The organism is uncultured Algibacter sp. (assembly GCF_963976535.1).
In the GTDB taxonomy this organism is placed as follows: Bacteria; Bacteroidota; Bacteroidia; order Flavobacteriales; family Flavobacteriaceae; genus Algibacter_B.
This window is the reverse complement of record NZ_CAXBLF010000027.1, coordinates 18,126-43,422: the sequence shown is the minus strand read 5'-3', so window position 1 is coordinate 43,422 and position 25,297 is coordinate 18,126. Positions and strand designations below refer to the sequence as shown.

Sequence of the window (25,297 nt, the reverse complement as noted above, 5' to 3'; positions counted from 1 at the left end):
TTGGTTCTAACAGCGAAGCGGTCTTGATTCTTTAATCGAACACTACTAATTATTAATATATAACGACGTTTAAGGGTAAGTACAGATAAATAATATAAATGACACATTCAAAGAGTATAAAATTACTTGTTTTAATAGTGATTTTTTTTGGCGGTAAAATGGTTGCACAAGAATCACTTTATCAAGAGAAGAAATACATTAAAGCCCAAGACACTTTATTGTACCGTATCATGTATCCAAAACATTTTGACGAAACAAAGCAGTACCCTTTAGTATTGTTTCTTCATGGAGCAGGAGAACGAGGTAATAATAACAAAAGACAATTGGTACATGGAAGTTCGATATTTGCTTCAGAAAAAAACAGAGATTCGTTTCCAGCCATTGTCATCTTCCCTCAGTGTTCAAAGAAGTCTTTTTGGGCAAACGCAACAGTTGATAAGTCTTCAAAACCAATAAAATTAGAATTCCCATTAGATATTGGGCCTACCAAGCCCTTGGAGTTAACCATGCAGTTAATGGATGATATGGCTTTAAAAACATTTATCAATAAAAATCAAATTTATGTTGGTGGCTTATCAATGGGAGGCATGGGTACTTTTGAAATCTTATTTAGAAAACCAGAATTTTTTGCGGCAGCATTTGCTATTTGTGGTGCAGGAAACCCTGAAGCCACAAAAAAATATGCAAAGACAATCCCACTTTGGGTATTTCACGGAGCCAATGATGATGTTGTAAATCCATTATATTCAGTAAATATGGTAGATGCCATTTTAAAAAATGGCGGTAAACCAAATTTCACTTTGTATGCTAAAGACAATCATAATAGTTGGGACTCTGCTTTTGCCGAATCAGAATTATTACCCTGGCTATTTTCAAATATTAAACATTAAATAATGAGTAAACTAATAAAAATCAAACATATTTTTTTTGGTATTGTAGCAATTGTAATAGTAGCATGCAATTCAAACCAAACTAAATCTAATACACTTTCTTCCAGCAATGCTCCTTATGCAGAAAAAGTAGATTCTATTTTAAGTTTAATGACTATAGATGAAAAAATAGGGCAATTAAACTTGCCATCTGCTGGACAATTTACAACTGGTCAAGCCACTAATTCTGATATAGGAACTAAAATTGAAAAGGGATTAGTTGGTGGTCTTTTCAATATAAAATCTGTCGCCAGTATTAGAGAAGTTCAAAAAATTGCTATAGAAAAAAGCCGTTTAAAAATCCCTTTAATTTTCGGAATGGATGTTATTCATGGGTATGAAACAACCTTCCCAATTCCTTTAGGATTATCTTGTTCTTGGGATATGGGGCTTATTAAAAAAACAGCTCAAGTAGCCGCAAAAGAAGCCACGGCTGATGGCATCAACTGGACTTTTTCGCCAATGGTTGATATTTCTCGTGACCCACGTTGGGGAAGAGTATCTGAAGGTTCTGGTGAGGATGTGTTTTTAGGAAGTGAGATAGCAAAAGCTATGGTAGAAGGTTATCAAGGTGATGATTTAACATTAGATAATACAATGCTAGCTTGTGTAAAGCACTTTGCGTTATATGGTGCACCAGAAGCTGGTAGAGATTATAATACAGTTGATATGAGCCGTATTAGAATGTACAATGAATACTTGCCTCCGTACCGAGCCGCTATTGATGCAGGTGTAGGCTCCGTAATGGCTGCCTTTAACGAAATTGATGGTGTTCCAGCCACGGGTAATAAATGGTTATTAACTGATTTGTTAAGAACGGATTGGGGTTTTAATGGTTTTGTTGTTAGTGACTATACTGGAATAGAAGAAATGATATATCATGGAGTTGGAGATTTTCAACAAGTGTCTGCTCAAGCTTTAAATGCTGGATTAGATATGGATATGGTTGCTGAAGGTTTTTTAACTACTCTAAAAAAATCTTTGGAAGAAGGTAAAATAACTATAGAAACTTTAGATAAGGCTGTAAAGCGTATTTTAACAGCAAAGTACCAATTAGGCTTATTTGATGACCCTTTTAAATATTGTGATGATAATAGAGCAAAAACCGAGATTTTCACAAAAGAAAATAGAGCATTTGCTAGAAAAGTAAGTGCAGAATCTATGGTATTATTAAAAAATGATAATCACATTTTACCATTAAAAAAATCAGGAACTATCGCCCTTGTAGGACCACTGGCAAATACAAAAGAGAATATGCCTGGAACCTGGAGTGTTGCAACTAAAATGGAAAATGTTATTTCATTTCTAGATGGGTTAGAAACTGTTGTTGGTGACAAAGCTAACATATTATATGCCAAAGGAAGTAATTTGGATTATGATTTAGAATTTGAAAAACTTGGAACTATGTTTGGAAGGGATATTCCAAGAGACGGAAGGACAGACAATCAATTACTTAATGAAGCTTTGGCTATAGCTTCAAAATCGGATGTTATTGTGGCGGCGTTAGGAGAAGCTTCTGAAATGAGTGGTGAAAGTAGCAGTCGAACTAATATCGATATTCCGCAAGTTCAAAAGGATCTTTTAAAAGCCCTTTTAAAAACCGGAAAACCCGTTGTTGTTGTACTTTTTACAGGAAGACCTTTGACTTTAGTAGAAGAAAATAAAAATGTACCAGCTATTCTTAACGTTTGGTTTTCGGGTAGTGAAGCTGGTTTAGCAATTTCAGATGTGCTGTTTGGTGATGTGAATCCTTCAGGGAAATTAACAATGACATTTCCTAGAAATGTAGGGCAGATTCCTATTTATTACAATCATAAAAATACTGGACGACCATTGGGCAATAATGAAGGAAAGTTCGAGAAATTTAAATCAAATTATTTAGATGTACGAAACGAACCCTTATATCCATTCGGGTTTGGGTTAAGTTATACGCAATTTGACTATTCCAACTTAAAATTGAGTACCAATCAAATGACACCAAAAGGCTCGATTGAAGTTTCAGTCGATATTAAAAATTCTGGTAATTTTAACGGAAAAGAAGTCGTGCAATTATACATAAGGGATTTGGTAGGTTCTATAACCAGACCAGTAAAAGAATTAAAAGGATTTCAAAAAATAGAACTTGAGAAAGGTGAAACAAAAACTATAACGTTCAAATTAACCGTTAATGATTTGAAATTTTATAATTACGATTTGAATTTTGTAGCTGAATCAGGCATGTTTGAGGTGTTTGTGGGAACCAATTCAGATACGACTATGAAATCTGAATTTGAATTAATAAACTAAATCATTATTGATGAAAAAAATAATAGTACTTATGCTGTGTTGCTCGTTTCAAATAATGCTTGCACAGCAAATCCACTCACCTTCAAAAGATATTACAGTTAATTTCTCTTTAACCTCACAAGGAGAACCAACGTATAAAGTACTTTACAAAAACAAAGACGTCATCAAGTTAAGTAAACTGGGTGTTTCATTAAAAGGCAAGACGTCATTGATTGATGATTTTATGATGGTTGGAACCGAAGAAAATACAGTTAATGAAACTTGGCAGCCTGTTTTAGGAGAGCAATTCTCAATAAGAAACCTTTATAACGAAAAACGATTTCATTTAAATCAAAAAGGAACAAACAAAAAATTAGATATTGTTTTTAAGGTGTATGATGAAGGCGTTGCATTTAGATATGAATTTACTCTTGAGAACACAGTTGAATACTTTATTATTTCAGATGAAAATACCGAATTCAATCTAACAGGGAATCATAAAACATTTTGGATTCCAGGGGATTATGACAGTCAGGAATATGTATATAATGAAACGAAACTTTCTGAAATTGATAACTCTAAATTAGATTTAGGAAATGGCATTTCGTTAAAAAGTATTCAAAGCGATTATAGAGTGCAATCACCCTTAATGATGAAATCTTCAGATGGTTTATACATTAATATTTTTGAAGCAGCCGTAGTTAATTATCCTGTAATGCATTTAGATGTTGATACCAAAATGTTTGCACTTTCTTCTAGTTTAGTACCTAATGCCATTGGCGATAAAGCTTATTTAAGAACACCATCCCATACGCCTTGGCGAACCATTATGGTTAGTGATGATGCACGTAAAATTGTGGCTTCAAAAATGATTTTAAACTTAAATGAACCTAGTGAAATTAAAGACACCTCGTGGATAAAACCTATGAAATATATTGGTATTTGGTGGGAAATGCATGTAGGGAAATCTACTTGGGATTATGCAGGAAGTCAAAATGCGCAGAATGCAGGAACTAGTCGTATGATACCATCAGGTAAACATGGAGCAACAACAGAAAATACAAAACATTATATAGATTTTGCAGCAAAACATGGTTTTGATGGCGTTTTAGTTGAAGGTTGGAACGTTGGTTGGGAAGATTGGTTTGGTAAATGGAAAGAAGACGTATTCGATTTTGCCACACCATATCCTGATTTTGATATAGAAGAAGTTAGAAATTATGCAAAATCTAAAGGAGTAAAGATGATTATGCACCACGAAACTTCTGGTTCGGTTGCTAATTACGAACGTCACTTAGATCGTGCATTTGAGCTGATGCAGAAATATAATTACCCTGCTGTAAAATCTGGTTATGTTGGCAAGATAATTCCTCGTGGAGAATTTCACGATGGGCAAACCATGGTAAATCATTTCAACTTTGTTGCACAACGTGCTGCGGATTATCAAATTATGGTAAATTCTCATGAAAGTGTAAGGCCTACAGGTTATAGTAGAACCTACCCTAACTATATTGCTGCTGAAGCTGCTCGTGGAAACGAGTTTAATGCTTGGAGTAATGGAAATCCACCAGAGCACGAAACTATTTTACCTTTTACACGTTTACTTGGAGGTCCAATGGATTATACACCAGGTATTTTTGAAACCAAAATGAATATCTATGATTCTAACAAAAAGGAATTAGTACATACAACACTCGCAAAACAGTTAGCTCTTTATGTTACATTATACTCACCACTGCAAATGGCTGCAGATTTACCCGAAAATTACGAAAAGTATCTAGATGCCTTTCAGTTTATAAAAGATGTGCCTTTAGATTGGCAAGAATCTATTTATTTAGAAGCGGAACCTGGAGATTATTTAACCGTAGTTAGAAAAGATAAAAATTCTGAAAACTGGTTCTTGGGAACTATCACTGACGAAAATGCAAGAAGCACAGAAATTAAATTAGATTTTTTAGCTAAAGGCAAAAAATACAAGGCAACTATATATCAAGATGGTAAAGATGCAGATTGGGAAAACAACCCTAAAAGTTATAAAATAACTACCAAAACAGTATCCCGTAAATCAACATTAAATTTGAATTTGGCAAAAGGAGGAGGCACAGCAATTAGTTTTCAATTAATGAATTAAAATATTTTAATGAACTCATTTATAAAATCGAAAATAGTACTCATATTCAGTTTAATCATCTGTTATTTTTCAGAAGCGCAAATAAATCAACAACTATTTGAAGCCAAAGTAGATTCGTTGATGCAACTTATGACGCTTCAAGAGAAGATTGGTCAAACGGTTATGTATAGTGGTAGTTGGGATCAGACTGGACCAATTGTTGGGTCGGACAATGGCAAGTTTATTCGCGAAGGTAATATGGGAGCCATGTTAAATGCTTTTACTGTTAAAGGGACTCGCAATTTGCAAAAAATTGCAGTTGAAGAAACTCGTTTGGGAATTCCATTATTATTTGGTTACGATGTGATTCATGGTCATCGTACCATTTTTCCAATCAATTTAGGATTGTCTGCTAGTTGGGACTTAAAAATGGTTGAAGAAAGCTCGCGTATAGCCGCTGAAGAAGCTTCTGCAGAAGGGTTGCATTGGACGTTTGCTCCTATGGTAGATATTTCTAGAGAACCGCGTTGGGGAAGAATTTCTGAAGGCGCAGGAGAAGATGTGTATTTAGGAAGCCAAATTGCTAAAGCTTATGTGCATGGATTTCAAGGAGACGATTTATCGCAACCCAATACCATTTTAGCTTGCGCCAAACATTATGTAGCTTATGGTGCAGCACAAGCAGGACGCGATTATCATACTGTAAATATGGGAGAAGGTGAATTGCGAAATGTTTATTTACCACCTTTTAAAGCAACTGTTGATGCCGGTGTAGAAACCTTTATGTCGGCTTTTAACGAGCTTAACGGCGTGCCAACTTCTGGTAATAAGTTTACGCTTCGAGATATTCTTCGTGGCGAATGGAACTTTGAAGGATTCGTTGTTTCCGATTATACATCTATTAACGAAATGATTCCACATGGATTTGCAAAAGATAGTATAGATGCTGCCAGAATAGGAATGAACACCGGCGTAGATATGGATATGATGGGAGAAATTTATCGCTTACATTTAAAAAAATTGGTTGAAGAGGGAAAAGTTTCTGAAGATTATGTAAACGATGCTTGTAAACGAATTTTACTAGCAAAATATAAATTAGGGCTGTTTGATGATCCTTATCGATATATTGATGAAGAGCGTGAAGTAAATACAAAATACAAACCAGAATATTTAGCTAAAGCTAGAGAAATTGCTGCGGCTTCTTCAGTGTTATTACAGAATAATAATGAGGCATTACCACTTAATAGAAACTCAAAATCGATTGCATTTATAGGGCCATTAGTTAAGGATGAATATGATATTCTAGGAAATTGGGCTGCCAAAGGCGACCGTAATGGAAAAGCCATAAGTGTATTTGAAGGGCTTTCAGAATACTTAAAACCACATCAGATTTTATACGCTAAAGGTAGTGAGATTTTGAAAGATGATGACTCTGGTTTTAACAAAGCAATTTCAGCTTCTAAACAAGCAGATGAAATCGTGTTAGTAATGGGAGAAGGACATAACATGAGTGGTGAAGCGGCTTCAAGAACCAATTTGAAAATCCCAGGAATCCAGCCCAAACTCATTAAGAAAATACGAAAGGCTAATCCTAATAAAAAAATCACTTTAGTATTAATGAATGGGCGACCGTTAAACCTCTCTGATGAAGTTAATTTAGTAGATGCCATATTAGAAGTTTGGTTTCCAGGAACTATGGGAGGATCTGCGATTGCAGATTTACTTTTTGGAGAAGTTAATCCATCAGGCAAATTAACCGTTACATTTCCAAGAAATGTGGGTCAAGTACCAATTTATTATAACATGAAAAATACAGGAAGACCAATTCCTGAATCCAATGCTGGAGAGGATTATAAAAGTAATTATATCGATGTGCCAAATACACCATTGTTTGTTTTTGGACATGGCTTGAGTTACACGTCATTTCAATATTCCGATTTAAAATTATCATCCAATCAGATGACATTCTCAAACAGTATTATTGCTTCCGTTAAAATTACTAATTCAGGAAATATGGATGGATATGAAATTGTTCAACTATATATTCATGATAAAGTAGGAAGCGTTACAAGACCTGTTAAAGAACTCAAAGGCTTTCAGAAAATATTTTTAAAAAAAGGAGAAAGTAAAGTGGTAACATTTACAATTTCAGTTGAAGATTTAAAATTTTACAATAGCGAAATGACTTATGGAGTTGAATCGGGCGAATTTGAAATTGCTATTGCGCCAAACTCTGACTTTAAATTTAAACACATTTTTAACTTAAACGATTAATAGCTAATCTATACCATATATGAAAAACAAAATTATATATCTATGCTTGTTTTTTTGTGTGGCTTTTTCGTTTAAAAATGATGCGCAGTCAAAAATCATAAATTCTGGTTGGCAGTTTTTTTTAGGCGATAAAACTTCTGAAAATTGGCAAACCGTAAACATTCCACATACCTGGAATAAGGATGATGCTTTTGATGATGAAATGGGCTATCATAGAGGTGTTGGTTGGTATAAAAAACAACTTTTTTTTTCTGCTGAAAGTAGTAAATTTGAACATTACCTCCATTTTAAAGGTGTAAATCAAGAAACTGATGTTTATGTAAATCGACATCATATAGGAAATCACAAAGGAGGCTATACTGCTTTCAATTTTAATATTTCTAAATATATAAATTATGATACTTATAATTTAATTGAAGTTAAAGTTGATAATACCCATAACCTTGATATTCCACCATTAGATGCAGATTTCACGTTTTACGGTGGCATTTATCGCGATGTACAACTCATTTCAAAACCAAAGCAACATATCTCGTTGTCCGATTTTGCATCAGATGGATTTTATGTAGATTATTATCATGTTTCAGAAGATAAAGTAGGCGTTTCTGTAAAAGTTATAATTGATAATTTTGAAAATTCTAAAGCTTCAAATGTTATAAAAATTATGCTTTTGGATGCTGAAGAGCAAATACTTCAAAGTCAACAAAAAATATTGAAGATTAACGGCAATACTTCCGAAGTCGCAACCATTAAATTTTCCGAAGTTAAAAATCCAAAATTATGGTCTCCAGAATCACCATATTTATATAAGCTAAAACTTCAACTATTAGATAAACACGGAAATTTTTTAGATGAAAAATGGCAAAATATAGGTTTCCGTTGGGTTAGTGTAGATGCTGATAAAGGTTTCTTTTTAAATGGAAAACTCATAAAACTCATAGGGGTTAATCGGCATCAGGATTATAAAGGTTATGGAAATGCGGTGCCTATGGAACTTCAAAAAAAGGATATTCAGCTCATAAAAAATATGGGAGCCAATGTGCTTAGAAATGCGCACTATCCTCAGTCCAGAGAATTGTATGATATGTGTGATAAACTTGGAATTTTAGTCTGGTCTGAAATTCCAATAGTCAATAAAGTAACTGATTCTAAGGCGTTTTTTGATGTGTGTATAAACATGCAAAAAGAGCATGTAAAACAATATTATAATTACCCTTCCGTGGTCATGTTAGGCTACATGAATGAGATTTATTTAAGATTAGCTTTTGACAATAAATCTACCAACATCGAGAAGGAAAATAAGAAAAAGACAGCTCTAACTTTAGCAAAACTATTAGAGCAATTAACTCGCGAGTTGGCACCAAACCATATTACGGTTATGGCTGGTCATTTAAACGAATTGTACAACGAAACTGGAATAGCCGATTTACCCATGCTATTTGGTTGGAATTTATATTTTGGCTGGTATGATAAAGATATTCCAGATTTGGGTATTTTTTTAGATGAACAACACAAAAGATATCCAAACCGTTCGCTATTACTTTCTGAATATGGACCCGGAGCCGATGTTAGAATTTTTACTAAAAACCCAAAAAAGTTTGATTTTTCAACCGATTATCAAGCTAAATTACATCAATCCTACTATCAGCAAATTACTGATAGAACTTATATGGCAGGCATGACCGCTTGGAATTTTGCCGATTTTGGGTCGGAGTTTCGTGGCGATGCCATTCCGCACGTTAATCAAAAAGGCCTGGTGCAGTTCGATAGAACTCCAAAGGATATTTATTATTGGTATAAATCAGTCTTAAATAAAAAGGAACCTTTTATTTATATGGCTTCAACTCATTTGGATGGTTTAACAGTATTTGATGACGATACGTATCCTGTTCAAATGTACTCTAATCAAAATTCAGGCATAGTTTTTTTAAATGGCAGCAAATTTCAAGAGATTTCATTCGAAAATGGAGTGGCTACGGTTTACCTACCATTTCAAGATGGAACAAATCATATCAAGGTAATTACTGAAAATATTTCCGAAGAAAAAACGATTCAAATCTTAAAAACAGATGCGTTAAATTTTGATACGTTTTCACGCATTGGAATCAATATGGGATCCCATTTCTACTTTGCAGATAAAGAACATCAAATCACTTTTATTCCAGACCAACCTTATGAAAAAGGAAAGTTTGGCTATGTAAATGGAGAAGTATTTAATGTAAGTAAAGATAAGCATCAAGGGATGTCTTATAGTATTAGAAACACGAATTCGGAACCTTTGTTTCAAACCATGTTGGAAGGCTGTACCAACTATAAATTAGATATACCCAATGGCGCTTACAAAGTGAGTTTGTTTTTTGTGGAGCCTAAAATAAAGCCTACAGAGAATATTTATAATTTGAATGTTATTGTTGAATTATCTAAAAGTGAAAAAGAACAACGCATTTTTGATATTTTTTTGAATGAGGAATGTATTGAAAATCAGTTTAATATGGCTGAACAATATCCAGAAAAATATGGTGTTGAAAAAACGGCTATCATTAATGTGAACAATAATGAAGGGCTAACAATTACTTTAAAACCTATTGAAGGAAAACCTGTAATAAGTGGTGTTTTAATTGAAAAACTGAATTAAATAGACTGAAATAGATATAATAAAAATAAACCATCAAAATGAAATTACTGTATTCAAATCTTAAACTTTTTGTATTGTTCTTATGCATAAGTAGTTTCATGTGGTCTCAAAACAAAGCCACTTACACGTATGCTATAAAAGGTTCAGACTCCTTAAAAATGGATATTTATACACCAAAAAACATCAAAACTCATGATAGTTTACCTGTGGTTTTATGGATGCACGGAGGTGGGTTTTCTAGCGGAAAAAAAGATAATCCAGATGAAGTTAAAATGATGAAATACTTAACGAAAAATGGATATATAGGAATTTCAATTTCATATAGATTATTGCTCAAAAATTTTGAAACAGGTTTTGGTTGCGACTGTCCAAAAACTTTCAAACTCGATATTTTTAGACAAGCCGCCATTGATTATTTGGATGCTGCGAAGTATGTAGTCGATAATAAAGATAAATTTCAAATTGATCCAACAAGGATTATAGCTGGAGGTAGTAGTGCTGGTGCAGAAGGGGTTTTAAATGCTGTGTACTTGAAATTGTTTTTTGTAGATGATGTTTCAAAATATAACGATGTAAATTTTGCAGGAGTAATTTCCTTGGCTGGTGCTGTGGTAGATGCAGATTATATAACCATAGAAAATGCTGTACCAACAGTTATGTTTCATGGAACAGAGGATAACTTAGTGCCTGTTGGAAAAGCACCACACCACTATTGTGCTACAAACAGTTTGGGCTATTTGATTTTAGATGGCTCTGAAATTATAGCCAATAAATTAAATGATTTGGGAGCATCGTATTATTTTTATAAAGTCGTTGGAGGAAAACATGAATTAAGTCAAATTCCTTTTAATCAGCTAGATAATATTCTAGAATTTTTCAATCAAACGATTCAGCATAAAGAAACCATTCAAACAAAAAGAATAATTATAAAAAAGCCATGAAAAACATAATCTATATACTTTTAATAACCATAGCTTTTCAATCTTGTAAAAACAAAAAAAAGGAAGTTGCTGTTGAAAGCTCAAAACGACCAAACATTATTTTCATCATGGCAGATGACCATGCCACCCAAGCTATAAGTGTATATGGGCATCCAATAAGTCAATTAGCACCAACACCAAACATTGATAGAATTGCCAATGAAGGCGCGATTTTCAAAAATAATTTCTGTACCAACTCTATTTGTGGTCCTAGTCGTGCTGTAATTCTAACAGGAAAGCATAGTCATATTAATGGGTTTAAAATGAATGGTGATCGTTTTGATGGTAGCCAACAAACTTTTCCAAAACTACTAAAAAATGCAGGTTATAAAACGGCTGTTATTGGTAAATGGCATTTGCATGGCGTTCCTGAAGGGTTCGATTATTGGAACATTCTGCAAGACCAAGGCAATTATTACAATCCTAATTTTGTTGCTAAAAACCCAGCAACTAAAAAGGTAGATACGACTATGATTCAGGGGTATGCAACTGATATCGTTACTGAAGATGCGATTCGGTATTTAGAGAAAATTAAAGATGATACAGCGCCATTTATGATGATGGTTCAGCACAAAGCACCGCATAGAAATTGGATGCCCGCTTTACGACACGTCAATAAATATGATAATGTAAAGTTTCCTGTACCTGATACGTATTTTACAGACCATGAGGGTTCAATGGCTTCAAAAGAACAGTCGCAAACCATTTATGTGGATATGTATGAAGGTCATGATTTAAAAATGACAAAGAAAAAAGGGAATCCAGAATTGGCACACAACCCATGGAAAACAGATTTTGAGCGCATGACACCTGAGCAACGAGCAGATTGGGATAAAGCCTACCAACCAAAAAACGATGCGTTTCACGATGCCAATTTATCAGGAAAAGATTTAGACTTATGGAAATTGCAACGCTATTTACAAGATTATTTAGCCACTATTGCAGCAGTTGATGAAGGTGTTGGTAAAATTCTAGATTATTTAAAAGCTAATAATTTAGAAGAAAATACCATTGTGGTTTACACGACAGACCAAGGTTTTTATTTAGGTGAAAAAGGCTGGTTTGATAAGCGTTTTATGTATGAAGAATCTTTGGGAATGCCTATGCTTATGAAATTCCCAGGAGCTATAAAACCAGGGACAAAAGTGACTGCTTTAACCCAAAATCTAGATTTTGCTGAAACTTTTTTAGATTTTGCACAAGTTGAAATTCCAAACGATATGCAAGGAAAATCTTTAAAACCATTATTGACTAATACTATAGAAGATGAAGATTTTAGAGATGCAATTTATTATCATTATTATGATTTTCCTGCGTTTCACATGGTTAAAAAAATGTATGGTGTTCGTACCAAGCGTTATAAACTAATTCATGTTTATGATGATATTGATGAATGGGAATTGTATGATTTAGAAACAGATCCATCAGAAATCAATAATGTAATAAATGATGAGAATTATGATGCTATAGAAGTAAAACTTAGAGAGCGATTAAATCAGTTACAGACAGAATATAAAGTTACAGATGAAGAATTCAAACAAGCTAGTAAAGCACAAATTAAAAGAAGCTATAAAAGTTTTGAACGTTTACGAGGAAAACCTATAAAATCTTATGAACATTAATTTTTCAATTATGAGATATCTCATTGTAGTTATTAGTTGGTTTTTTCTTCAATCATGTATTGAAAAAGAGGATAATTCCAAAACAGCTAACAATAATCAATTCACTACAACAGAACAAAAGAATTACAAAACTTACTGTAATCCTATCGACATAGACTATTCTTACATGTCTCATTATCGAGCAAAAAACAATGTATCCCATCGTTCTGGGGCAGACCCCGCAGTGGTAAATTTTAAAGGTAGGTTTTATTTATTTTCTACCCGTTCTCATGGGTATTGGGCCTCTGATGATATGAGCAACTGGACGTTTATAAAACCACAAAGTTGGTATTTTAACGGGAGTAATGCTCCGGCGGCGGCAATTATAGACGGTAAAATCATTGTGCTTGGAGACCCATCAGGACGAGGTGCGGTTATTGAAACTGATAATCCTGAATTAGGCGATTGGAAAACTAATTATGCAGTTGTTAGCGTTAAAGGTGGTGTTCAAGACCCCAACCTTTTTGTAGATGATGATGGTAAAGTATATCTCTATGAAGAATCTTCAAACAAATGGCCTATACGCGGCATAGAATTGGATGTTGATAATGACTATATTCCAATCGGTGAGCAAACAGACCTTATTTACTTAGATCCAAAAAACCATGGTTGGGAACGTTTTGGTCAAGATCACAAATCGGAAATTGAAATAGATCCTTTTATTGAAGGTCCTTGGATGATGAAACACAATGACACCTATTATCTAGAATATGGTGCTCCAGGAACTCAATGGAACGTGTATGCCGATGGTGTTTACACTAGCAAAAGCCCACTTGGGCCATTTAAATACGCAGCATATAACCCTATTTCTTATAAACCAGGAGGTTTTCTAAAAGGTTCAGGACACGGAAGCACGGTAAAAGATAACAATGGCAATCTATGGCATTACTCCACCATGGCAATTTCAGTAAATCAGTTATTTGAAAGACGGTTAGGAATGTATCCCGCAGGATTTGAAGATAATGGACAAATGTATGTGAATACAGCTTATGGTGATTATCCACATTATTTACCCAATGCCAAAGTTAACGAGCATAAAAACCGTTTTACAGGTTGGATGCTACTATCCTACAACAAACCTGTAACAACCAATTCTGCAACGGTTAAAGCAGAAATTAATGTTCAAGATGAAAGTAAGAGTGGCTATATGCTTGGGCAAATTAAAGAATATGATATTGCTAAAATTAATGATGAAGAAATAAGATCTTTTTGGGTATCTGAAGCTAATAACGACTCCATTTTTGTTGAAATTGATTTGCAAAAGCAAATGGATATCAAAGCAATTCAAATTAATTTTCAAGATTTTAATAGTGTCATTTTTGGGAGACCTGAAGATTTAAGGCAGCAGTTTATAATTGAAACTTCTGATGATGGTAAAAACTGGAGAACCATAATCGATTATTCTAAAAATAAAAAAGACCAACCTCACGCATATATTCAGCTCGAAAAGCCTGAAAGAGGACGTTATGTAAGATACAATCATATTTTTTGTTCAACTAAAAATTTGTCAATTTCTGAATTCAGAGTGTTTGGTAATGGGTTAGAAAACCTTCCCGCTAGTCCTAAACACTTTAATGTAGTACGCCAAAGTGATAGGAGAAATGCAGACCTTACTTGGGATAACGTTAAAGGCGCAACCGGCTACGTCATTTATTGGGGAATCTCTAAAGACAAACTCAATTTATCTGCTTTAATTTATGATGAGCCTAATTACGAGTTACGAGCTTTAAACACAGATACAAACTATTATTATCAGGTTGAAGCCTTTAATGAAAATGGTATTTCAATAAAAAGCGATATCCTTTTTACACCGTAAAACAGTATTTCAATAATTATGAAAATAATTTTAAAGTTAAAATCAATTTATACCATTATAATCGTTTATTCAATTTTAATCATTGCCGTTACAATTTTATCATGTAATAATAGTCAACTAAATACAACGGTTACTTCTCCTAATGAATTCGTGAAAGTCGATTTTTTTATTTCAGATAAAGGGGAACCAACTTATGTAGTTAATTACAAAAATGAAAAAGTAATTGATACTTCTAAAATGAGTTTTGATTTGAAAGCGTCTTCGCCTTTGAGCGAAAACTTCAAAATTATAAATGTAAAGGCATCTACTACAGATGAAACTTGGGACATGATTTGGGGAGAAGACGCTCAAGTTAGAAATTATTATAATGCACTTAAAGTTGAATTAGTAGAAACCTCAAAATTAAAACGAAGATTGAATATTGTCTTTAAAGTCTATGATGATGGTATTGGATTTAGATATGAATTCCCGAAGCAAGAGCATTTGAATGATGTAGTGATTATTGATGAAAACACCGAATTTAATTTGACAGGTGACCATAAAGTATGGTGGATTCCTGGCGATTGGGATATTTACGAATACCTCTATAACACCACTAAGTTTTCTGAAATTGATGCTTTAAAGCATTATGAACCGGAGACACATTTAGGGCAAACCTACATACCTGAAAATGCTGTAAATACACCTGTAACCATGAAAACGAGTTCTGGTTTGTATTTAAGTTTTCATGAGGCTGATTTAACTAATTATGCAGGTATGACCTTAGCGGTTGATACTCAAAATTTAAAAATGAAAAGCGAATTAGTAGGTAACAGTGAAAACATAAAAGTAAAACGACAAACACCATTTAACACACCATGGAGGACCATTCAAATTGCAGATAGAGCAGGAAGTTTGATTGAATCTAAGCTCATTGTAAATCTAAACGACCCAAGTATTATTGATAACATGTTATATTTTAAACCTATGAAATATTCAGGTATTTGGTGGGATATGCATATTGGTACAGGGAGTTGGGATTATTCAGGAAAGTACCATGGAGCAAATACTAAATATGCTAAAGAAATGATTGATTTTTCCTCAGAGCATAATATTGACGGAATGCTTGTTGAAGGCTGGAATACAGGTTGGGAAAAATGGTGGGATAAAAAAAATAAAAAAGTACATTTCAATTTTGTAACACCATATCCAGATTATGATTTAGAAGAAGTGGTTCGATACGGGAAAAGTAAAGGTGTAGAATTGGTAATGCATCATGAAACCTCTGCAGATATTATTCGTTATGAAAAACAATTGGATACCGCTTTTGCATTGATGAAAAATCTTGGGATTCATGCGGTAAAAACAGGCTACGTAGGTAGTATTCTTCCAGAAGGGGAGTACCATCATGGTCAATATATGGTAAACCATTATCAAAAAGTATTAGAAAAAGGTTTGGAAACTCAAGTGGCTATTAATGCACACGAGCCTATTAAAGCAACAGGCAAACGGCGAACCTATCCAGTAGCTATTGCTCGTGAGGGTGTTAGAGGGCAAGAGTATAATGCTTGGGCTAAAGATGGTGGCAATCCGCCAGAACATTTAACCATTGTCCCATTCACCAGAATGTTAGGAGGTCCTATAGATTATACGCCAGGAATTTTCAATACTTCGTTAAAACCATCAAGACCAGAAAATCAAATCAATACTACATTGGCGCATCAATTAGCTTTATATGTGGTGTTGTATAGCCCTGTGCAAATGGTACCAGATTTAATAGAGCATTATAAAGGGCACCCAGCAATGCAATTTATTAAAGACGTTGGAGTAGATTGGAATACTTCTAAAGTTTTAAATGCAGAAATAGGTGAGTTTATTACTGTTGCACGACAAGAAAAAAGTACTAAAAATTGGTTTTTGGGTGCGATTACTGATGAAAATAAACGCACTATAAAAATAAAACTTGACTTTTTAGATGAAGGTAAAACTTATATAGCGAGATTATATAAAGATACATCAGAATCTCATTATTTAGATAATCCAGAAGTTTTTGAAATAGAAGAGAACAATGTGAATAAAAGTACTATTTTAAAACTTAATTTAGCTCAAGGTGGTGGATGTGCAATTTCATTAATTCCTAAAAATTAAAAAATGAAAAGGTTCAGTTTATTTATAGTATTGGTATTTAGTTTTAGCATGTTGTACGGACAGGAAACTACTAAAATTATGACTTACAATATCAAATTAGATTATCCAAAAGAAGACAATAATAGTTGGGAAAACCGCAAGGAAATAGTTGTTGGACAAATTAATTTTTATGAACCAGATGTTATTGGTGTTCAGGAGGCATTACCAAATCAAATGAAATATTTGGACCATACGTTAGTAAATTATAGTTATGTTGGAGTGGGACGTGATGAAGGTAAAGATGAAGGTGAATATTCGGCGATATTTTATAAAAAGGAGAAATTTAAAATAATAGAAAGTTCAACCTTTTGGCTATCTGAAACACCCATTAAAGTCTCGATGGGTTGGGATGCCGTTTGCAACAGAGTTTGTACTTATGCACTTTTTAAGAATATAAAAACTAATAAAGCTTTTTGGGTATTCAATACGCATTTTGACCATGTTGGGAAGGTTGCAAGGATGGAAAGCCCTAAATTGATTCTTAAAACAATAGAGAAATTAAATACCAAAAATTATCCAGTGGTTTTAATGGGCGATTTTAATTTAGAACCAGAAACTGAGAATATTCAACTTTTTAAAAACTATTTTAGCGATTCCAGAGAGGTTTCAAAAACTAAACCTTTTGGTTCCATAGGTACTTTTAATGGTTTCAATTTTGATAAACCAGTAACTAGAAGGATTGATTATATTTTCACAAGTAAAAGTAATATTAAAGTCAATAAATATGCCGTTTTAAGTGATTCTGTAGAATGTAGATATCCGTCAGATCATTTGCCTGTTTATATTGAAATACAATTAACAAAAACTAACTAAAAACACAAATTATGAATAAAAAAACATTTTTATTATTAATAACAGCAGTATCTGCATTAGGCGGATTATTATTCGGCTATGACACAGGTGTTATTAATGGGGCTCAATTTTATTTAAGTAAACATTTTGATTTGGATTCAGCAATGAAAGGCTGGGTAGTAGGAAGCGCCCTGTTAGGATGTTTAGTTGGTGCCATTATCTCTGGACCTTTAAGTATAAGATTTGGTAGAAAACACTCTTTAATAATTTCAGCCGTATTATTTTCAATATCAGCCTATGGTTCTGGTTTGCCATCTATTTTTTCAGAGTCTGTTTCTTTATTAGTTGTATTCAGAATTATTGGTGGCCTGGGTATTGGTATTGCATCAATGAATGCACCGCTGTACATAGCCGAAATTGCACCAAGTGATATACGCGGAAAAATGGTTACTTACTACCAGCTCGCCATAGTCATTGGTTTTTTTGTAGTGTTTTTGGCCACCTATTTTATTGGAAATAATTTATCTGAAGCGGAGAATATAGCATTTGGTTGGAAACACATGTTCTGGTCAGAATTAATTCCAAGTTCTCTATTCTTAATACTATTGTTTTTTGTCCCTAAAAGCCCACGATGGTTAGCGCTTAAAGGAAAAGATAATGATGCATTAGCTATCTTGACTAAGATACATGGTGCAGATCAAGCGAATAAAGAAATAGAAGAGATAAAAGACTCCCTTAAAACCAGCGATAGCGATATTAAAGTAAATTATTTTTCGAAAATAATACTTGGAATTATAATTATAGGAACGACACTGTCCGTTTTGCAACAATTTACAGGAATAAATGCTGTTTTATATTATGGTGCCGATATTTTTGAAAAAGCACTTGGTTTTGGAAAAGAAGACATTTTAGCACAACAGATATTGTTAGCATTTATTAACCTGATATTCACTTTTGTTGCTATGTTTACGGTCGATAAATTTGGAAGAAAACCATTAATATACATTGGGTCTATTGGTATGATTGTTGGATTTTTATTATTAGGAATTACGCTACAACAACAATCTGTTGGTTTTTTATCATTATTAGGTGTGCTGATTTTTATAGCGTCATTTGCGCTTTCTATGGGGCCGGTTGTTTGGGTTATACTTTCAGAAATGTTTCCCAATAAAATACGTAGCGTTGCTATGTCCGTTGCTGTTGCAGCACAATGGGCGGCAAATTATGTGGTATCGCAATCTTTTCCAGTAGTTATGGATAGCGACGTAAATAATGGAGCCACTTGGAATGGTTCTTTACCTTATTTTATATTTATTGCATTTATAATAATAATAATGATTGTTACTTATAAATACATTCCTGAAACAAAAGGAAAAACGCTTGAAGAAATTGAAGAATTCTGGAAGGAATAGTATTAATGAGTTGTTCTATATTATTTTCAAGAATGGAGCTAAATGTTTGATTAAATATTGCCTAAAAATTTTTAGGACATAACAAAAATTTAGAATAGCACTATAAACCACACAGATATAGCATATTACGAATTTTTAGTTACGTAGAACTCAGAGGTTTTCAATCCCGATAGCTATCGTGGACTGTGAGACCTTTAATGTCCTGAAAATGGCAAGTAGTTTATTTCTCAAAATTAATTTTTGTCAGGTACTTATAAAAAAATGATAAATACCATTATTACACAAGACCAGATATTGAATAATAATCATCGAATTGCTACATCTGCTCTTGGAGTTGGGGAAATAGTATCTTGGAATATGTGGGTCAAAACTAATGGCTACAAAGACATTTATAATCCACAAAAGTTTGCTTGTTATATTGGTCTGTCTTATTAAGATGTAAAAGAACTTACTACAAATCAAGTCACCAAAAGGAAAGATTACAATTGTTGGATATTCACCAAACGAGAAAAAACAAAGGAAACAGTTAAAATTACTCTTTTACCTAAAGCGTAAGATATCGTTAAAGAGGATAAGGCTATTTCTGAAAACACCAATTCATTAGCATTACTAACACTTTGTTCTAATCAAAAAACAAATAGTTGTTTAAAATAAATAGCAAAAGCCTGTGGTATTTATAAAAAAGAAACTAACGTTTTACATCGCTCTATATACATTCGTCACTGCTCTTAGGTTCGCAATGTCATTTGTCAAATTAAACTATATTAGCATAATATTATTGGCAAACATTTCTTATTGTTTATTTTAACAGATGAATTCAAAAGACTTAATAATCCTTGCGAAACTTAAAAGCGGAGATCCTGCTGCTTACAAAGAATTGTTTGATTTGTATTATATACCATTAAGTATCTACGCTTTAAAATATTGTGACTCTTTTCAATTGTCCGAAGACATTGTACAAGATCTATTTGTAAAACTTTGGGACGAAAAAATATATATGAAATTTGAAGGAGCTATTAGCCCCTACCTTTTTAAGTCTGTAAAGAATAACACGCTACAGGCGGTTAAAAAGAAATCGAAATATCATTTCGAAGAAATTGAAGATCAAATTAATAATTTAATGGAAGTTGAAAATGTTGATATGGTGAGTATTGAGGAGAAAAAAAAGAAATTATTAAAAGAAGTCGAGGCCTTACCCGAGAAAAGCAAAGAAGTTTTTAAAGCGATTGTACTTGAAAATTTAAAGTACAAGGAAGTGGCAAAACAATTTGGTATTTCAGTAAATACGGTAAAAACACATTATTCAAGAGCCTTAAAGAAGCTTCGTGGTTCACTAGATGTAATCATAATGTTGCTTCTTATTTAAAAAAAATCAAATTTCTTGTCACCCATTTTTGATCTTTTGTTATATATATAGTATAAGAGATTAATAATGCATAAAATGAACGCCCATATTTTAAAACTTATTTCGGCCTATACTACCAATGAAATAAGTAAAAAACAATTTAACGATTTACAACAATGGTTAAATGAAAGTGTTGAAAACAAGCAAATGTTTGCCAACTACCTACACTTTTATAAAAAATCAAGACGCATAGGACTTGCCGAAAACTTAGATAGTGATAAAGCTTGGAATACTATACTAGTAAAACTTAAAGAACCTTTACAACTTGCTGCTGCTGCTAAAAAGCAAGATTTCAAAGAACCAAGTAAACCAATACCACTACGCAGAAAAGCATGGTTTAAATATACTGCTGCTGCGGTGGTTGTGGGTATTTTGGCATCGGGTTATTTCTTCAGGGTCAATTTCTTTAGTAAATCAATAGACGACAATGACAATACCCCAATCATCGTAAATAACAACATCCAAACAGGTACAGATAAAGCCACTTTAACTCTTTCCGATGGTTCAGAAGTTGCTTTGGAAAAAGGGCAAAAGTATGTTGCAAATAATTTGTCGAGTAACGGTGAAGAGATAATTTATGAGGTGGCATCAACGACAAAACCAGAAATAACATACAATTATTTAACGATTCCAAGAGGAGGTCAATTTCATATTATATTATCCGACGGCACAGAAGTATGGCTTAATTCAGAAAGCCAATTAAAATACCCCGTAGCATTTATTAACGGAGAAAGCCGTCAGGTAGAACTTGTATATGGCGAGGCCTATTTTGATGTTTCCCCAAGCACTGAACATAATGGGGCAATATTTAAAGTTCTTACAAAAATGCAAGAAGTTGAAGTATTGGGAACAGAATTCAATATCAAGGCATATTCAGACGAAAATAGCATATACACCACGTTGGTTGAAGGTAAAGTGGTTTTAGATATTGGTGTTGAGAAAGAAACATTAAAACCAAATCAACAATCCATAGTGCATCTTAACAATAAAAGCATATCTGTCATTTCTATAGACGTTTATGATGAAATCTCATGGAAAAATGGGATCTTTAGTTTTAAAAGCAAATCATTAAAAGATATTATGAAAGTATTGTCTCGATGGTATGACACCGAAGTTGTTTTTCTAAACAAAGATCTTGAAGATGTTAAATTTATTGGCGTATTAAGTAAAAAACAAAAGATTGAAGATATTCTATTAACTATAAAAAACACTAATTTTATTAATGCCTATGAAATAAACAACAACAAAATAATCTTAAAATAAAAATAAAAGGGAACGAAGTTTACACCGTTCAAAGTACCACTATCACTCCCTTTTTGAGTATTAATCAATTGTTTAATCAACTAACATGCAAATTTATGAAAATTAATTTAACCAAAGTTTTTTTCTGTATTAAAAAAAAGCTCTTAATCAACATCATGAGAACTTTTATTTTCTTGTTCTGTACTACAATTTTTAGTTTTTCGTCGGATAATATGTTATCGCAAAACACAAAAATTAAAATAGATATTGATAAAACCCTGACCGTCGATGAGGTTTTTGAGTTAATTCGAAACCAAACCGATTACACTTTTATCTATCAAGAAGATTTATTTAAAGATGCACCAAAAGTATATCTTAAAAAAGGAATAATCAAGGCCAATAAACTCCTCGAACGAAGCCTTAATTATGGAGATTTTAACTTCACCTTGTCCGATAATAAAACAATTATTTTAGAAAAAAACCCTGATGATAATGGCTCGCAACCACAGCAGCAAATTAGCGGGACAGTTACAGATAAAAACGAAATACCCTTACCAGGAGTAAATATTATTATTAAGGGAAAAAATAAGGGCGTTGTCAGTGATTTTGAGGGAAGTTATGTCATAAATACCAACATTGACGATGTATTAGTTTTTTCTTATTTAGGGTATACTACTCAAGAGATTAAAGTAGATAATACGGTAACCTTAAATATTGTATTGCTGGCAAATTTTGATGAGTTAAGCGAAGTTATTATTACTGCCATTGGCACGAAGCAATTTGTTGACGAATCTGGATCAACCAGCTCCATTGTTAAAACCGAAGGTATTGTTAAATCAGGCGAGGCAGGAGTTATTAATGCTTTGGCAGGCAAGGCGTCTGGTGTTAGAATTGGTAAATCAAATGGCGATCCGGGTTCAGGGTCTGCAATCCAAATAAGAGGTGCCAATACCATTCAAGGCGCAAGCCAACCTTTAATTATACTCGATGGCGTTCCTGTGAGTAATGACAATATTGGGAATGTTACTATTAGCCAACAATCTAGATTAGATGATATCAATTCCAAAGATATCGAATCGGTACAAGTTTTAAAAGGAGCATCGGCAGCAGCACTATGGGGTTCACGAGCCGCCAATGGTGTTATTGTTATTACCACTAAAAATGGAAATTTGAATCGTAAACCAACAGTACAATATTCCTTTACACAATCGTTTGATGAGATTAACGTAAAAACCCCATTGCAAGATAAATTTGGACAAGGACGAGGTGGTGTTAGAGCAATAAATAGAAGTGAATCATGGGGAGATAAGATTTCAGACCGTTCAGGAGGCCCAGATGAAGTAGATGAAACCGGGCGATATTTTCAATCAAATACCTCAGGAAATACATACTATCCTGTAACTACAAAAAACTCTAGGGAAACCTTTGTTGACAGTAACTACGATCAAGTGTTCCAAACAGGTGTTTATGCCCAACACAACATCTCTGTAAGTGGTGGAGGCGAAAAGACATCGTATTTTTTTAGTTATGAAAACCTTATCCAAGAGGGTATTATTAAAAATTTCGATTACAAACGTCAAAACTTGCGGCTCAATACGCAGGCACAACTTACCGACTGGTTAAGTTGGAGCAATAAAATATCATATACCAACACAGATTCAAATAGGATAATACAAGCTGGAGAAAATACAAATGGTATTTTGTTGGGGCTTTTACGAACTGCAGCAGATTTTGATATTTCAGATTATATTGGTACTTATGTGGCAAGTAATGGCGATGTGTTTCCTGACAGGCAACGATCCTATCGGAGACAATTCGGAGAATCTCAAAACCCTATTTATAATAACCCGTTATGGACTATAAATGAACAGAAATCACCTAATGAAGTCAATAGGTTTATTATTTCTCCTGAACTGACCATGGATCCGATTAATTGGTTGAAAATTATTTTGAGAGGTGGCTTGGATTATTATTCCGATTCCAGGAGTTCTTTTTTTCCCATAGGTTCAGCAAGTGGTAATCGTAGTGGTGGACTTTGGACACAAACCGATATAACAAGTCGGGAACTTAATTTTGATGGTATAGTTATCGCCACACAGGACATTAATAAGGATGTAGAAGTTTCGGCAACATTAGGATGGAACTTTAATGACAGACAACGGTTTTCCAATACTAATACCGTTAGCCCATTTGCTGTAAATTCCAGCCTTCCTACCCCCGATCTTAACCCAGATCAAGCAGCATCATCTTGGAATAGGAACATACGAAAAATTCGTTCAAATAGAGGATATGGTATTTTAGCGTTCAATTTATTTGATCAATTGTTCGTCAATGTTTCTGGAGCTTTAGAGGCATCTTCTACTATAAAAGGAACTTTCTTTTATCCTTCAGCAGATATGGCTTGGCAATTTAGCGATTTAATTGAATCGGAAACTTTAAGCTTTGGAAAATTAAGGTTTGCATGGGGAAAAGTAGGGATACAACCTGCACCTTATAAGTTTGATACTTTGGCATCAACTGGTTTTTCAACTTTTGGTGGTAGCTTTTTAGTAGATTCTGAAAAAGGAAATTCAAATTTAAAACCTGAAATAAAAACCGAATGGGAAGTAGGAACAGATTTAAGGTTTTTTAAGAACCGAATTAGTCTGGGGTTAACCTACTACAAAAATGAAACAAAAGATATCCTTTTTGCGGTTAATACCAATCCGAGTTCAGGATTTAGCACAAATTATACCAATGCTGCCGTAATAGAAAATAAAGGATTTGAAATTGATCTTAATGGTAAAATAATAGATAGTCAAGATTTGCAAATATCACTTAATGCAAACTTTAATGATAATAAAAACAAGGTGCTTGATATTGCTGGTGCCGAAACCGTTGATATCGGTGGAACTTCCAAAGCAGTAAAAGGATTTGCAATGAGTTCTTTCTGGTTGCCAGGTGCACTTCGTAACGAAGATAACAGTTTAGCACTTGATGCAAATGGTTTTCCACAATTGGACAGGAATAGGCGTGTAATTGGCGACCCAAATCCAGATTGGCGCGGCGGCTTGGGGCTGGAGCTGAAATGGAAAAACCTAGATTTTAGCTTTCTGTTCGAACACTCGCAAGGAGGTGAGTTTATAAACAGGACCAGAATTGTACTTTATGGTTTTGGAGTTCATGAAGATGTAGCAAATGAAGTTACTCTTACTGAGGATTTAACAAACTTGAATGGTAATGTATTCACCGCAGGAACAACAGTTCGTGGCAATATAAAAGATTTTGGTGCCGGAAATGTACTTCTGGATGAGTCCTATTATCGTGGTATAGGTGGTGGTTTGGGCTTTAACAAGCTTAATGACCTTTATATTGAAGACGCTACTTGGACTAAATTACGAAACGTGACCTTGGGTTATACCTTTAACAAACTCAAAGTGTCATCGAAACTTTCACTCGAATCTTTAAGGATATCTGTTACAGGTAGAGATCTTATACTTTGGACCGACCTTATTGGTGTTGACCCGGAAACTAACAACTATGGTGTTAGTAATGCTTTCGGAATGAATTATTTTAATAATCCAGGTACGCGATCCATATTGTTTAATCTTCAAGCTAATTTTTAAACCTT

Annotated in this window: 14 protein-coding genes; all 14 read left to right on the top strand. The window is 33.6% G+C overall.

The genetic code is table 11. From position 1 onward, the window contains the following. Window positions 1-98: 98 nt before the first annotated feature. The 14 genes from AAC024_RS09185 to AAC024_RS09120 all read left to right on the top strand — a co-directional run bounded on the left by AAC024_RS09185 (window position 99) and on the right by AAC024_RS09120 (window position 25,292). Window positions 99-890 (top strand): phospholipase, encoded by a 792-nt coding sequence (locus AAC024_RS09185; protein WP_339895039.1) that lies wholly within the window; start codon window positions 99-101, stop codon window positions 888-890. A gap of 3 nt (window positions 891-893) precedes the next feature. Beyond that, the gene (gene bglX, locus AAC024_RS09180; RefSeq protein ID WP_339895037.1) at window positions 894-3,215 is read left to right on the top strand and encodes a beta-glucosidase BglX; all 2,322 of its coding nucleotides are present in this window, start codon (window positions 894-896) and stop codon (window positions 3,213-3,215) included. 10 nt (window positions 3,216-3,225) lie between these two features. Continuing rightward, window positions 3,226-5,325, top strand: a complete 2,100-nt coding sequence (locus tag AAC024_RS09175) for a glycoside hydrolase family 97 protein (RefSeq protein ID WP_339895035.1) — start codon at window positions 3,226-3,228, stop codon at window positions 5,323-5,325. A 9-nt stretch (window positions 5,326-5,334) separates the two neighbouring features. Continuing rightward, window positions 5,335-7,578, top strand: coding sequence for a glycoside hydrolase family 3 N-terminal domain-containing protein (locus AAC024_RS09170; protein WP_339895034.1), 2,244 nt, complete (start codon window positions 5,335-5,337; stop codon window positions 7,576-7,578). Window positions 7,579-7,597: 19 nt separating this feature from the next. Next, window positions 7,598-10,213, top strand: a complete 2,616-nt coding sequence (locus tag AAC024_RS09165) for a glycoside hydrolase family 2 TIM barrel-domain containing protein (RefSeq protein ID WP_339895032.1) — start codon at window positions 7,598-7,600, stop codon at window positions 10,211-10,213. Between the two features lie 38 nt (window positions 10,214-10,251). Beyond that, complete coding sequence (locus AAC024_RS09160) at window positions 10,252-11,154, top strand: alpha/beta hydrolase (protein ID WP_339895031.1); 903 nt, start codon at window positions 10,252-10,254, stop codon at window positions 11,152-11,154. Further along, complete coding sequence (locus tag AAC024_RS09155) at window positions 11,151-12,815, top strand: sulfatase (protein WP_339895029.1); 1,665 nt, start codon at window positions 11,151-11,153, stop codon at window positions 12,813-12,815. The genes AAC024_RS09160 and AAC024_RS09155 overlap by 4 nt, the downstream gene beginning before the upstream one ends. Before the next feature lie 10 nt (window positions 12,816-12,825). Further along, entirely contained in the window at window positions 12,826-14,670 is a 1,845-nt protein-coding gene (locus tag AAC024_RS09150; protein WP_339895028.1) for a family 43 glycosylhydrolase, read from the top strand. Window positions 14,671-14,688: 18 nt separating this feature from the next. Beyond that, entirely contained in the window at window positions 14,689-16,797 is a 2,109-nt protein-coding gene (locus tag AAC024_RS09145) for a glycoside hydrolase family 97 protein (RefSeq protein WP_339895026.1), read from the top strand. 3 nt (window positions 16,798-16,800) lie between these two features. Beyond that, complete coding sequence (locus tag AAC024_RS09140; RefSeq protein ID WP_339895024.1) at window positions 16,801-17,649, top strand: endonuclease/exonuclease/phosphatase family protein; 849 nt, start codon at window positions 16,801-16,803, stop codon at window positions 17,647-17,649. Between the two features lie 11 nt (window positions 17,650-17,660). Then, window positions 17,661-19,040, top strand: a complete 1,380-nt coding sequence (locus AAC024_RS09135) for a sugar porter family MFS transporter (protein ID WP_339895023.1) — start codon at window positions 17,661-17,663, stop codon at window positions 19,038-19,040. Between the two features lie 811 nt (window positions 19,041-19,851). Continuing rightward, window positions 19,852-20,406 (top strand): RNA polymerase sigma-70 factor, encoded by a 555-nt coding sequence (locus AAC024_RS09130; protein ID WP_339895021.1) that lies wholly within the window; start codon window positions 19,852-19,854, stop codon window positions 20,404-20,406. Window positions 20,407-20,481: 75 nt separating this feature from the next. Beyond that, window positions 20,482-21,708: a FecR family protein gene (locus AAC024_RS09125; RefSeq protein ID WP_339895019.1), complete on the top strand. Its 1,227-nt coding sequence runs from the start codon at window positions 20,482-20,484 to the stop codon at window positions 21,706-21,708. Window positions 21,709-21,863: 155 nt separating this feature from the next. After that, a complete protein-coding gene (locus AAC024_RS09120) occupies window positions 21,864-25,292 on the top strand; it encodes a SusC/RagA family TonB-linked outer membrane protein (RefSeq protein ID WP_339895017.1) in 3,429 nt (1,142 codons plus the stop codon). Window positions 25,293-25,297: the final 5 nt, after the last annotated feature.

Coding starts and splice junctions, on each gene's coding strand:
- AAC024_RS09185 (WP_339895039.1), top strand. CDS start 99: ATGACACATTCAAAGAGTATAAAATTACTTGTTTTAATAGTGATTTTT.
- bglX (WP_339895037.1), top strand. CDS start 894: ATGAGTAAACTAATAAAAATCAAACATATTTTTTTTGGTATTGTAGCA.
- AAC024_RS09175 (WP_339895035.1), top strand. CDS start 3,226: ATGAAAAAAATAATAGTACTTATGCTGTGTTGCTCGTTTCAAATAATG.
- AAC024_RS09170 (WP_339895034.1), top strand. CDS start 5,335: ATGAACTCATTTATAAAATCGAAAATAGTACTCATATTCAGTTTAATC.
- AAC024_RS09165 (WP_339895032.1), top strand. CDS start 7,598: ATGAAAAACAAAATTATATATCTATGCTTGTTTTTTTGTGTGGCTTTT.
- AAC024_RS09160 (WP_339895031.1), top strand. CDS start 10,252: ATGAAATTACTGTATTCAAATCTTAAACTTTTTGTATTGTTCTTATGC.
- AAC024_RS09155 (WP_339895029.1), top strand. CDS start 11,151: ATGAAAAACATAATCTATATACTTTTAATAACCATAGCTTTTCAATCT.
- AAC024_RS09150 (WP_339895028.1), top strand. CDS start 12,826: ATGAGATATCTCATTGTAGTTATTAGTTGGTTTTTTCTTCAATCATGT.
- AAC024_RS09145 (WP_339895026.1), top strand. CDS start 14,689: ATGAAAATAATTTTAAAGTTAAAATCAATTTATACCATTATAATCGTT.
- AAC024_RS09140 (WP_339895024.1), top strand. CDS start 16,801: ATGAAAAGGTTCAGTTTATTTATAGTATTGGTATTTAGTTTTAGCATG.
- AAC024_RS09135 (WP_339895023.1), top strand. CDS start 17,661: ATGAATAAAAAAACATTTTTATTATTAATAACAGCAGTATCTGCATTA.
- AAC024_RS09130 (WP_339895021.1), top strand. CDS start 19,852: ATGAATTCAAAAGACTTAATAATCCTTGCGAAACTTAAAAGCGGAGAT.
- AAC024_RS09125 (WP_339895019.1), top strand. CDS start 20,482: ATGAACGCCCATATTTTAAAACTTATTTCGGCCTATACTACCAATGAA.
- AAC024_RS09120 (WP_339895017.1), top strand. CDS start 21,864: ATGAGAACTTTTATTTTCTTGTTCTGTACTACAATTTTTAGTTTTTCG.